Source organism: Actinomadura formosensis (genome assembly GCF_050948385.1).
Taxonomy (GTDB): Bacteria; Actinomycetota; Actinomycetes; order Streptosporangiales; family Streptosporangiaceae; genus Spirillospora; species Spirillospora formosensis.
The window spans coordinates 1-12,602 of the sequence record NZ_CP192011.1; the positions used below are offsets into that span (position 1 = coordinate 1).

The following is a 12,602-nucleotide window of genomic DNA, read 5'->3' on the forward strand; positions in this document are numbered from 1 at the left end:
ATGGACGGTCAGGAGCTCGGATCGGTCTGGGCCCGCACCCTCACCAAACTGTCCGAGAGCGATCTGTCTCCGAGCTACCGCGCATGGCTGCCGATGGTCCGCCCGCTGGCGCTCGTCGAGGGGACGGCGCTGCTGGCCGCACCGAACGAGTTCGCCAAGGACGCCCTGGAGACCCGGCTCCGCAACCTCATCACGCAGGCCCTTTCCCATGAGCTGGGCAGGGAGATCCGTGTCGCGGTGACCGTCCAGCCAGAACCGCCTGGAGGGCCGGCCGCGGGACCTGGCGCAGGCCCCGGTTCGCGGTCGGGGGAGCCGCTTTCCGCGCCGGTTCCTGGGCCCGGTGCGGGGCTCGGCAGGCACGAGTCTCCTTCTTCTTATGGCGAGTCTTACGGTGAACGGCCGCATGACGACCGTGACCGGGATCGTCCCTACAACACGGACCAGTCCTACGGTGACTCGTCCTATGTGGAGAGGTCCGACCGTCCGTATCCGGAGCAGCCGTACAACGACCAGGGATACCGGCCGCAGTCGGGAGTTACCCACAGTCCCGGCCCGCCCGGAGGTTATCCACAGGCTCAGGATGATGAGCGCGGTACATATCCACCCGCGTCCCGTCCACCGTCCTATGGGTCGGGCCCCGGAGGCCGCCCGTTCGAGGGGCGCGCCTATCCCGGCTACGGGGGTCAGGAAGGTTTCGGTGGCGAGGGCCAGGGACGGCCGCCGCACTCTCATCTGAACGACCGCACGCTCGGCCCGCTGAGGGGCCGCTCAGAGCAGCAGGGTCACGAATCCCAGCACGGGGGGAACGAGCCACCGCTCGGGCACGCGGACGACTTCCAGAACGGGGAGCCCTCCTTCTCCGGTGGAGAACAGCAGTACCGCGGCGAGGGCGCCTACCGGGACGAAGAGGGCTCCGACCCCCGCGCCCCCACCCAGGGAGCGGGCGCGTCCGAGCACGCCCGTCTCAACCCCAAGTACACGTTCGAGACGTTCGTCATCGGCTCGTCGAACCGGTTCGCACACGCGGCGGCCGTCGCGGTCGCCGAGCAGCCGGCCAAGGCGTACAACCCGCTGTTCGTCTACGGCGACTCCGGTCTCGGCAAGACGCACCTTCTCCACGCGATCGGGCATTACGCGCAAAGCCTCTTCAATGGGGCGCGTGTGCGTTATGTGAGTTCCGAGGAGTTCACGAACGACTTCATCAACTCGATCCGGGACGGCAAGGCCGACGGGTTCCGCCGCCGCTACCGGGATGTGGACATCCTCCTCGTCGACGACATCCAGTTCCTTGAGGGCAAGGAGCAGACGCAGGAGGAGTTCTTCCACACCTTCAACACCCTGCACAACGCCAGCAAGCAGATCGTGATCTCCAGTGACCGTCCGCCCAAGGAGCTGGTCACGCTGGAGGACCGGCTGCGCAACCGGTTCGAGTGGGGGCTGACGACCGACGTCCAGCCGCCCGAGCTGGAGACGCGGATCGCGATCCTGCAGAAGAAGGCGCGCCAGGAGGGCCTCGCCGCGCCGCCGGACGTGCTGGAGTTCATCGCCTCGCAGATCGCGACGAACATCCGCGAGCTGGAGGGCGCGCTGATCCGGGTGACGGCGTTCGCGAGCCTGAACCGGCAGTCGGTCGACATGAAGCTCGCCGAGATCGTCCTCAAGGACCTGATCCCCAACGACTCCGGCCCCGAGATCACCGCCGCGATGATCATGGCGCAGACCGTCGAGTACTTCGGCACGACGATCGAGGACCTGTGCGGGCCGTCCCGGTCCCGGATGCTCGTCACCGCCCGGCAGATCGCGATGTACCTGTGCCGGGAGCTGACGGACCTGTCCCTCCCCAAGATCGGCCAGCAGTTCGGGGGGCGCGACCACACCACGGTCATGCACGCCGAACGCAAGATCCGGTCGCTGATGGCCGAGCGCCGTGCCATATACAACCAGGTCACCGAGCTGACCGGGCGCATCAAGCACCAGGTCCGCAAGCGCTGACCGGCGCTTTGTACACACTGTGGACAGACCTATGCCAGCCCTGTGGACAAGACGCCTCCCGGTCATCCACAGCCTGTGCAGGGCAAAGAACCGACAAAATGCGCGCTTCCCCAGAGAACCGAAGCCGCTACTCACAGGTTGTGGAAAACCCTGGGGATTTTCGTGGATAACCCGGTGGACGACCGTTGGAAAAGCTGAGGATGAAGGGTGGACGGATGTGGACCGGCTGTGCACCCGTGGCGTCCTCCTGGGGAAAACCGGTGGACGACCTGGGGACGGACCTGTGGGCGGAGGCCGGTGATCATGCCCGCTCTGTACACAGGCCGCCGAACCGCGGGACATACCCGTGGACAACTCGTGGAAAACCTGGGGATGGCATGGGGATGAGGTGTGGGGACAGTTTCGCCGTCCCCAGGCGTTCCCGCTCCGTCCACCGTCCATGCACAGCCCCGGTGGATAGAGAAACGGGGTCTGACCTGCGAAAACAGGGTCTGTCCACACTATCCACCGCCCCTATTACTAGTACTGCACTACTTCTCTATCCAAGAAAAGATCCATCTCAAGTCAGGGCCTGGGGACAACGCGCCCCGAGCTCCCGGCCCCGGCCGAGATCACCGCACCCTTGTCCGACACCTGCAGGAGGCTGGTCCCTGTGAAGTTCCGCATCGACAGAGATGCCCTGGCCGACGCCGTCGCGTGGACGGCGCGCACGCTGCCCGTCCGTCCCCCGGTGCCCGTCCTCGCGGGCATGCACCTCGTCGCCGGCGGCGAGGGCAACGACGACCGGCTGAAGCTGTCCGCGTTCGACTACGAGGTCTCCGCCCAGGTGTCCACGGAGATCGACGTCGAGGAGGCCGGGACGGCGCTGGTGTCCGGGCGGCTCCTGGCCGAGATCTCGCGCAGCCTTCCCCCCCACCCCGTGGAGGTGACGACGGACGGCGCGAAGGTGATGCTCCGCTGCGGCAGCGCGAAGTTCACACTCCTCACCATGCCTGTGGAGGACTACCCGACGCTGCCGGAGATGCCGCCGGCCGCGGGCTCGGTGGGCAGTGACGAGTTCGCCGCCGCCGTCTCCCAGGTCGCGATCGCCGCGGGCAAGGACGACACGATCCCCATGCTCACCGGCGTCCGGGTGGAGATCGAGGGCGAGACGGTCACGCTGGCGTCCACCGACCGCTACCGGCTGGCCGTCCGGGAACTGCACTGGAAGCCCGAGCGTCCCGACTTCTCCTCGGTCGCGCTCGTCCCGGCGCGGACGCTCGCCGACACCGCCAAGTCGCTGACCGCCGGCGCCGAGGTGTCGATCGCGCTCGGCGGGACGGGCGGCACCGGCGAGGGCATGATCGGTTTCGAGGGCGGCGGGCGCCGCACCACGTCCCGCCTGCTGGACGGTGACTTCGTCAAGTACCGGTCGCTGCTGCCGAGCGAGTACGCCGGCCTCGCCGAGATCCAGACCGCCCCGTTCATCGAGGCCGTCAAGCGCGTCTCCCTGGTCGCCGAGCGGAACACGCCCGTCCGGCTCTCGTTCAGCCAGGGCGAGGTCGTCCTGGAGGCGGGGACCGGGGACGAGGCTCAGGCCGTGGAGGCCTTGGAGGCGTCCCTGGAGGGCGAGGACATCGACATCGCGTTCAACCCCGCGTTCCTCCTGGACGGGCTCTCAGCGATCGGCTCGGACGTGGCGCGGCTGTCGTTCACGACGCCGACGAAGCCGGCCGTCCTCACCGGGAAGCCGCCGCAGGACGGGGAGAACCCGAACTACCGTTACCTGATCATGCCCGTCCGGCTGTCCGGGTGAGGTGCGCGCTCTGGGGCATGCCCCAGGGCGCGCCGGGGACGATCACCCGTGGGGTGCCGCTCTCGTGCGGCCGCACACGCGCGCGGTCGGCCGCGCAGTAAGGCACGGGCAGTCGCGTAGTAAGGCAGTTACGCACAGGGGAGAGTGAGCTTTCATGGAGCTTGGGATCATCGGCCTGGGCAAGATGGGCGGCAACATGGCCGAACGGCTGCGCCGCGGCGGCCACACGGTCGTCGGCTATGACCGCGACCCGCAGGTCACCGACGTGGGGTCGGTGGAGGAACTGGTGGAGCGGCTGTCCCCGCCGCGCGCGGTGTGGGTGATGGTGCCCGCCGGCAAGCCCACCAAGGACACCGTCCACAAGCTGGGGGAGGTCCTCCAGCCGGGGGACATCGTCGTTGACGGCGGTAATTCACACTATGTGGACGACCAGAGGCACGGCGAGGAACTCGCGGCCAAGGGCATCGGGTTCATCGACTGTGGAGTGAGCGGCGGGGTGTGGGGCCTGGAGAACGGCTACGCGCTCATGGTCGGCGGCGACGACGACAACGTGAAGCGGCTGATGCCGATCTTCGAGACGCTGAAGCCGGAGGGGGAGTACGGCTTCGTCCACGCCGGCAAGGTCGGCGCCGGGCACTACGTGAAGATGGTCCACAACGGCATCGAGTACGCGATGATGCAGGCGTTCGGCGAGGGCTACGAGCTGATCGAGGCCAGCGACCTGGTGACCCGCGTGCCGGAGACGTTCCTGAGCTGGCAGGAGGGCACGGTCATCCGGTCCTGGCTGCTGGACCTGCTGAACCGCGCCCTCGCCGAGGACCCGGAGCTGGACGACCTGCGCGGCTACGCCAACGACTCGGGCGAGGGCCGCTGGACGGTCCAGGCGGCCGTCGAGCACGCCGTCCCCCTGCCCGCGATCAGCGCCTCCCTGTTCGCCCGTTTCGCCTCCCGCCAGGACGACTCCCCCGCCATGCGCGTCGTCGCCGCCCTCCGCAAGCAGTTCGGCGGCCACGCCGTGGAAGCCGTCGGCGACGGCGACTCCCCCGGTGCCGACGTGATCCCTCCCAAGGTCTGATCGCGAAGTTATCCACAGAAGTGGGTGCCGGCCCCGGCTCTCGGCGGCCTGTTGGATGCTGGGAGTGGGGTCGGCCCCCCGGGCGGGTGGGGGCCGGGAGGCTCTACGCTCGGATCTCGTGCATGTCGCCCACCTTTCGTTGCAGGACTTCCGCTCCTACCCGGCCGCCGAGGTCGCGTTGGAGCCGGGGGTCACGGCGTTCGTGGGGCCCAACGGGCAGGGGAAGACGAACCTGGTCGAGGCCATCGGGTACGTCGCCTCGCATGGGAGCCACCGGGCGGCGACCGATGCGCCGCTCGTCCGGCATGGGGCGCCGCGTGCGATCGTCCGGGCGGGGGTCGTGAAGGACGACCGTAAGGCGCTCATCGAGCTTGAGATCAACCCGGGTAAGGCGAACCGGGCACGGCTCAACCGGGCACCCGTCCCCAGGCCACGCGAGATTCTGGGAATGTTGCGGACGGTCTTGTTCGCCCCAGAAGACCTGGCGCTCGTGAAGGGCGACCCGGGGGAGCGCCGTAGGTTCATGGACGAGCTGCTGACCACGCGGGCTCCCCGCTTCGCCGGTGTGCGTTCCGACTATGACCGCGTCCTCAAGCAACGCAACGCCCTGTTGAAATCGGCGGCCGCGCATAGGCGCTCCCCCGGGCCGGAGGTACTCGCGACCCTGGACGTCTGGGATTCGCATCTGGCGCGCACTGGAGCCGAGCTACTGGCGGGCCGGTTGAACCTGGTTGAAGCTCTACGGCCGCTTGTAGCGCGGGCCTATGCGGCGCTTGCGCCGCACAGCGGCGCGGCCGACCTCGTCTACAAGAGTTCGCTGGGGGACGTCGAGTTGTCCACAGACCGTGGACAACTCGCCGAGCAACTGATGGCCGCTGTCGGTGAGTCACGTAAGCAGGAGCTGGAGCGGGGTGTGAGCCTCGTCGGCCCGCATAGGGACGACCTCGTCCTGCGCCTGGGGGAGCTGCCGGCGCGCGGTTATGCCAGCCATGGCGAGTCGTGGTCGTTCGCGCTCTCGCTGAGGCTCGCCGCCTTCGAGTTGCTGCGCGCCGACGGGGACGATCCCGTCCTCATCCTGGACGACGTGTTCGCCGAGCTCGACACCGGGCGCCGCCGCCGGCTCGCCGAGATGGTCGCGCCCGCCGAGCAGGTCCTGATCACGGCGGCGGTCCCCGCCGATGTGCCGGCCGAACTGACGGGGGGCTCGTATACCGTCTCCGACGGCCGGGTCGTCCGGGACCAGCGGTGACGGGGAGGGGCGAGCGCGTGAGTGATGATCCACAGGATGTGCACGACTCCCCCGGGGCAGGGGAAGGCCCGGCCAAGTCGGGGATCGAGCTGGCGCGCGAAGCTCTCGCCCAGGCGAAGGCGGACGCTCTCAAACGCGGCACGCTGCCCGGCCGGAAGGACAGGCGCAAAGGCACCGGACGTGTCGTCCGGGTCAGCGAACCCGGGCGCGGCGGCGACCCCAAGCTGTTCGGCGCGGCGATCCGCGACCTGCTGGCGTCCCGCGGCTGGGAGCAGCGGGCGGCCGTCGGCGGCGTGTTCGGCAACTGGGCGGGCATCGTCGGCGACGAGCTGGCCGAGCACACCCGCCCCGAACGCTTCGAGGACGGCGAGCTCACCGTCGCCGCCGATTCGACGACGTGGGCGACGCAGCTGCGGCTGCTGTCGTCCACGCTCGTCCGCCGGCTGAACGAGGAACTCGGGCACGGCACCGTCCGCCGGGTGAAGGTGGTGGGCCCGTCGTCCGGGCCGCGCCGCACGGGCGCCTGGCGGGTGCGGTGAGCGGTGCGGCGAGGGGCCGCGGAGTGTCGGTGGCGGGTGGGAACATCTGTTCGGGACACGGGGACCCCGGTTCAGCGGCCAGCGCCACGTAGGCCAGAGAACCCCCCGGGACCTATGGGGGGATGTGGCTCCAGGCCCGAGCGGCCGCCACACGCGCACACAGCGCTCGTGAGTACCACTTTCCGTCGCGTCACCCGGTAGAATGAATCCGGGTTCAGGATGCTGCGCCGCCATGGGGTGCCCGGGGCTCTGAGCAACGTGAACAGAGCACGACCGGGTGCCCTGATGTGTGTTACGGGGCACACCGCGCCTCCTTCGGGCGCGGAGCGGCAGACATCCCCGGCAGGAGGATCTCCTTTGGCGTACGACGCTAGTTCGATCACTGTCCTTGAAGGGCTTGAGGCGGTTCGCAAGCGCCCCGGCATGTACATCGGATCGACCGGTGAGCGCGGCCTGCACCACCTCGTCTACGAGATCGTGGACAACGCGGTCGACGAGGCCCTCGCCGGCTACGCCGACGACATCGTGGTGACGCTGATGGCCGACGGCGGCGTGAGCGTCCTCGACAACGGCCGCGGTATCCCGGTCGGCGAGCATCCGGTGGAGAAACGCCCGGCCATCGAGCTGGTGCTCACCACGCTGCACGCGGGCGGCAAGTTCGACGGCAAGTCCTATGCCGTCTCCGGCGGCCTGCACGGTGTCGGCTCCGCCGTGGTGAACGCGCTGTCCACCCGGATGGAGGCCGAGGTCCGCACCGACGGCCACGTGTGGCGCCAGTCGTACACGTGGCGCGGCCCCGAGACCGAGCTCCGCCAGGGCGAGGAGACCGACGAGACCGGCACCCTCATCAGCTTCTGGCCGGACCCCGGGATCTTCGAGACCACCGAGTGGAACTTCGAGACCCTCTCCCGCCGCATGCAGGAGATGGCGTTCCTCAACCGCGGCCTGTCCATCACGCTGCGGGACGAGCGTCCCGACCACTCCAACGGCGAGCCGCACATCGTCCGGTACCACTACGAGGGCGGCATCGAGGACTTCGTCCGCTACATCAACGCGCGCAAGGACGCCGCGCACGAGTCGGTCATCTACTTCAGCGACGACACCACGGGCATGTCGATCGAGATCGCCATGCAGTGGAACTCGTCCTACGCCGAGTCCGTCCACACCTTCGCCAACACCATCAACACGGCGGAGGGCGGCACCCACGAGGAGGGCTTCCGGGCGGCGCTCACCACGATCGTCAACCGGTACGCCCGCGACAAGGGCCTGCTCCGCGACAAGGACGACAACCTCACCGGCGAGGACGTGCGCGAGGGCCTCACCGCCATCATCTCCATCAAGCTGGCCGACCCGCAGTTCGAGGGCCAGACCAAGACCAAGCTCGGCAACACCGAGGCCAAGTCGTTCGTGCAGCGGGCCTGCAACGTCTACCTGCGCGACTGGTTCGAGGAGAACCCGGGCGAGGCCAAGGAGATCATCAGCAAGACGTCGCAGGCGGCGCGCGCGCGGGTCGCGGCCAGGCAGGCCCGTGACCTGACCCGCCGCAAGAGCCTGCTGGAGTCGACGTCCCTGCCGGGCAAGCTGTCGGACTGCCAGTCCACCGACCCGGCCAAGTCGGAGCTGTACATCGTCGAGGGCGACTCGGCGGGCGGCTCGGCGAAGGGCGGCCGCAACCCGCACTTCCAGGCCATCCTCCCGATCCGCGGCAAGATCCTGAACGTGGAGAAGGCCAGGATCGACAAGATCCTGAAGAACAACGAGGTGCAGGCGATCATCACGGCGCTCGGCACCGGCGTGCACGACGAGTTCGACATCACCAAGCTCCGCTACCACAAGATCATCCTGATGTCGGACGCCGACGTCGACGGCCACCACATCAACACCCTGCTGATGACGCTGCTGTTCCGGTTCATGAAGCCGCTGATCGAGGCCGGGCACGTGTACCTGTCCCAGCCCCCGCTCTACAAGATCAAGTGGGATGCGCGCGGCAGCGACGCCGACTACGCCTACTCCGACGCCGAACGCGACGCGATCATCGAGGCCGGCATCGCGGCGGGCAGGCGCGACCCCCGTCCCCGCGACCAGGTGCAGCGCTTCAAGGGACTCGGCGAGATGAACGCCAACGAACTCTGGGACACCACCATGGACCCCGACAACCGGGTCCTGCTCCAGGTCCAGCTGGACGACGCCGCCCAGGCGGACGAGCTGTTCAGCGTGCTCATGGGCGAGGAGGTCGAGCCCCGCAGGGAGTTCATCCAGCGCAACGCCAAGGACGTGCGCTTCCTCGACATCTGAGGTACGCGCCTGGGCCGGGCTCCCATCGGCCTGACTCCCGCAGGCGGCAGTACTTCCTTCCCACCGAGCAGAAGAGGTCTTCAGAGTGACTGACCTGACCACAGAGGGCGGCCACCAGGGCGAACGGATCGAACCGGTCGACATCCAGGTCGAGATGCAGAAGAGCTATCTCGACTACGCGATGTCGGTCATCGTCGCCCGCGCGCTGCCCGAGGTACGCGACGGCCTCAAGCCCGTCCACCGCCGCGTCCTGTACGCCATGTACGACGGCGGCTACCGGCCCGACCGCGGCTACTTCAAGTGCGCCCGCGTCGTCGGCGACGTCATGGGGAACTACCACCCGCACGGCGACAGCGCCATCTACGACGCGCTCGTCCGGCTCGCGCAGCCCTGGTCGATGCGGTACCCGCTGGTCGACGGCAACGGCAACTTCGGCTCGCGCGGCAACGACCCCGCTGCGGCCATGCGGTACACCGAGTGCCGTATGGCGCCCCTCGCGATGGAGCTTCTGCGCGACATCGACAAGGAGACCGTCGACTTCTCCCCCAACTACGACGGCCGCTCGCAGGAGCCGGACGTCCTGCCGTCCCGGTACCCGAACCTGCTGGTCAACGGGTCCGCGGGCATCGCGGTCGGGATGGCGACGAACATCCCGCCGCACAACCTGCGCGAGGTCGCCGACGGCGTCAGGTGGTATCTGGAGAACTACGGCGCCTCCGACGAGGAACTGCTCGAAGCGCTGGTCGAGCGGGTCAAGGGCCCCGACTTCCCGACCGCCGGCCTCATCGTCGGACGCAAGGGCATCGAGGACGCGTACCGCACCGGCCGCGGCTCCATCACCATGCGGGCCGTCGTCGAGGTCGAGGAGATCCAGGGCCGCACCTGCCTCGTCGTCACCGAACTCCCGTACCAGGTCAACCCGGACAACCTCGCCCTCAAGATCGCGGACGGGGTCAAGGACGGGAAGCTCGACGGCATCGCCGACGTCCGCGACGAGACGTCCGGCCGGACCGGGCAGCGGCTCGTCATCGTCCTCAAGCGGGACGCCGTCGCCAAGGTCGTCCTGAACAACCTGTACAAGCACACCCAGCTGCAGGAGACGTTCGGCGCGAACATGCTCGCGCTGGTGGACGGTGTGCCGCGCACCCTGCGCATCGACCAGTTCGTCCGGCACTGGGTCGCGCACCAGATCGACGTCATCATCCGCCGCACCCGGTTCCTGCTCCGCAAGGCCGAGGAGCGCGCCCACATCCTGCGTGCGCTGCTCAAGGCGCTCGACCGGATCGACGAGGTCATCGCGCTGATCCGGCGTTCGCCGTCCGCGCAGGAGGCGCAGCGGGGCCTGATGGGGCTGCTGGAGATCGACGAGATCCAGGCGCAGGCCATCCTCGACATGCAGCTGCGCAAGCTCGCCGCCCTGGAACGCCAGCAGATCACCGACGAGTACGACAAGCTCATGGCGGAGATCGCCGACTACAACGACATCCTCGCCTCGCCCGAGCGGCAGCGGCGGATCGTCGGTGAGGAGCTCGACCCGATCGTCGAGAAGTACGGCGACGACCGGCGCACCCAGATCATCCCGTTCGACGGGGACGTGTCGTACGAGGACCTCATCGCCGAAGAGGACGTCGTCGTCACCATCACCCGCGGCGGCTACACCAAGCGCACCCGAACCGACCAGTACCGGGCGCAGCGGCGCGGCGGCAAGGGCGTCCGCGGCGCGCAGCTCAAGCAGGACGACATCGTCGACCAGTTCTTCGTCACCTCGACGCACAACTGGATCCTGTTCTTCACCAACAAGGGCCGTGTCTACCGCGCCAAGGCCTACGAGCTGCCCGACTCCGGCCGTGACGCGCGCGGCCAGCACGTCGCGAACCTGCTGGCCTTCCAGCCGGACGAGCACATCGCCCAGGTCCTGGCCCTGCGCGACTACGACGTCGCCCCCTACCTGGTGCTCGGCACGAAGAAGGGCCGGGTCAAGAAGACCGCGCTGCGCGACTTCGACTCGCCCCGCACCGGCGGCATCATCGCCATCAACCTCGTCGAGGGCGACGAGGTGATCGCGGCGCGGCTCGTGTCGGCCGACGACAACCTGCTGATGGTCTCGACGGGCGCGCAGGCGATCCGGTTCCACGCCGACGACGAGTCGCTGCGGCCGATGGGCCGCGCCACCTCCGGTGTCATCGGCATGCGGTTCGACGGCGACCAGGAGGTCCTCAACATGCTCGTCGTGCGGGACACCTCGCACGACGTCCTGGTGGCCACCGAAGGCGGCTACGCCAAGCGCACTCCCGTGGACCAATATCCGCTGCAGGGGCGTGGGGGTAAGGGGGTCCTCACCGCTAAGATCGTGCAATCTCGCGGGATGTTGGTAGGGGCTCTGATGGTCGGCCCGGACGACGAGGTGTTCGCGATGACGTCCAACGGGGGCGTCATCCGTACCACCGCCGCCGAGATCAAGCAGTCCGGTAGGCAGACCATGGGCGTCCGCCTGATGAACCTCGCCGACGGGGACAGCGTGGTGGCCATCGCGAGGAACGTAGAGTCCATGGAGGACTCAGACGATGCCGAAGGGGACGACGGTGAGTGACGTATCCTGCATCGTCACCGAGCCGCTAGGCCAGGAGGACACGTGAGCACCGAGCCCGGCAAGAGCAAGGGCGGGTCCGGCGAGGCTGCTTCGGGGGCGGGCGGCACCGGCAGGAAACCCGGCGCCAAGCAGGGCAAGACCGGGGGCAAACCGGCCAAGATCGTCTCCGCCGCGTCCGCCAGGTCCGGACGGGACGAGACGACCGTCGACATCGAGTCCGCCAAGCCCGATTCGGACGGTGCCGACAGCACCAGGATCGACCTGGCGAAGATCGAGGAGAAGCCGGCCGAGGACGCCGACCTGCCCGAGATCGCCCCGGCCGAGGACACCGCGGACGACAAGCCCGCGGGCGGCTCGCCGTCTTCGTCGTCGCCCTCCGGCTCGGCGGGCTGGGCCAAGCCCGCCGAGCCGTCCAGGTCGGTCTCGGCAGGACGTACGGAGAACGCCGGCGCATCGTTCAACGCGTCGAGCGCGGCATCCGGGAGCTCGCCGTCGGTGCCGCCCCCGTCCCCGTCTTCGTCCCCGTCTTCGTCCCCGTCCTCGTCTTCGGGCGGTTCGGGTCGGGGCTTCGCCGGTACCGTCCTGAAGGACCGCCCGTCCACGGCGGTGGCACCGGCGAACTCGGCCAAGCCCACCGGCAAACCGGCGCGCAAGGCCCAGCTCCAGCTCGCCCGGCTCGAACCGTGGTCGGTGATGAAGTTCAGCTTCGTGATGTCGCTGGTCTGCTTCGTCGTCCTGCTCGTCGCCGTGATCGTCCTGTACACGATCCTCGCCGGCCTCGGCGTGTTCGACGCCATCAGCGACACGATCAACAGCCTCACCAAGGAACAGGGCGAAACGACCGGCAGTGTCGATGCGGGCAGCTGGTTCTCCTTCATCCGCATCTTCGGCTACACCGTCCTCGTGGGCGCCCTGAACGTCATGCTCATCACCGCCCTCTCCACGGTCGGCTCCGTCATCTACAACCTGGCCGCGGACCTGGTCGGCGGCGTCGAGGTCACCCTCAAGGAGGCCGAGTAGCCCCCTCCCGCCGCCGCCCGGCAATCGATTTCCGGTTGCCCGCCCAG

8 protein-coding genes are annotated in these 12,602 nt (G+C 68.7%); all 8 read left to right on the forward strand.

Annotated elements, in window-relative coordinates:
- The 8 genes from dnaA (at position 1) to ACQP1N_RS00040 (ending at position 12,555) form a co-directional block, all read left to right on the forward strand.
- A complete protein-coding gene (gene dnaA / locus ACQP1N_RS00005) occupies positions 1-1,992 on the forward strand; it encodes a chromosomal replication initiator protein DnaA (protein ID WP_433228422.1) in 1,992 nt (663 codons plus the stop codon).
- 652 nt (positions 1,993-2,644) lie between these two features.
- On the forward strand, positions 2,645-3,787 hold the full coding sequence (gene dnaN, locus ACQP1N_RS00010; protein ID WP_067797487.1) for a DNA polymerase III subunit beta: 1,143 nt from the start codon (positions 2,645-2,647) through the stop codon (positions 3,785-3,787).
- 154 nt (positions 3,788-3,941) lie between these two features.
- Positions 3,942-4,862, forward strand: coding sequence for a phosphogluconate dehydrogenase (NAD(+)-dependent, decarboxylating) (gnd, locus tag ACQP1N_RS00015; RefSeq protein ID WP_067797490.1), 921 nt, complete (start codon positions 3,942-3,944; stop codon positions 4,860-4,862).
- Positions 4,863-4,980: 118 nt separating this feature from the next.
- Positions 4,981-6,111, forward strand: a complete 1,131-nt coding sequence (gene recF / locus ACQP1N_RS00020; protein ID WP_067797493.1) for a DNA replication/repair protein RecF — start codon at positions 4,981-4,983, stop codon at positions 6,109-6,111.
- 17 nt (positions 6,112-6,128) lie between these two features.
- Positions 6,129-6,650, forward strand: coding sequence for a DUF721 domain-containing protein (locus tag ACQP1N_RS00025; protein WP_067797496.1), 522 nt, complete (start codon positions 6,129-6,131; stop codon positions 6,648-6,650).
- A gap of 378 nt (positions 6,651-7,028) precedes the next feature.
- Entirely contained in the window at positions 7,029-8,945 is a 1,917-nt protein-coding gene (gene gyrB, locus ACQP1N_RS00030) for a DNA topoisomerase (ATP-hydrolyzing) subunit B (RefSeq protein WP_433232922.1), read from the forward strand.
- Positions 8,946-9,099: 154 nt separating this feature from the next.
- On the forward strand, positions 9,100-11,535 hold the full coding sequence (gene gyrA, locus ACQP1N_RS00035; protein ID WP_242608851.1) for a DNA gyrase subunit A: 2,436 nt from the start codon (positions 9,100-9,102) through the stop codon (positions 11,533-11,535).
- Positions 11,536-11,577: 42 nt separating this feature from the next.
- Positions 11,578-12,555: a DUF3566 domain-containing protein gene (locus ACQP1N_RS00040; RefSeq protein ID WP_433228424.1), complete on the forward strand. Its 978-nt coding sequence runs from the start codon at positions 11,578-11,580 to the stop codon at positions 12,553-12,555.
- Positions 12,556-12,602 lie beyond the last annotated feature (47 nt).

What these genes read in the sequence shown, in the direction of transcription:
- dnaA (WP_433228422.1), top strand. Translation starts at nt 1, where the DNA reads ATGGACGGTCAGGAGCTCGGATCGGTCTGGGCCCGCACCCTCACCAAA.
- gnd (WP_067797490.1), top strand. Translation starts at nt 3,942, where the DNA reads ATGGAGCTTGGGATCATCGGCCTGGGCAAGATGGGCGGCAACATGGCC.
- gyrA (WP_242608851.1), top strand. Translation starts at nt 9,100, where the DNA reads ATGCAGAAGAGCTATCTCGACTACGCGATGTCGGTCATCGTCGCCCGC.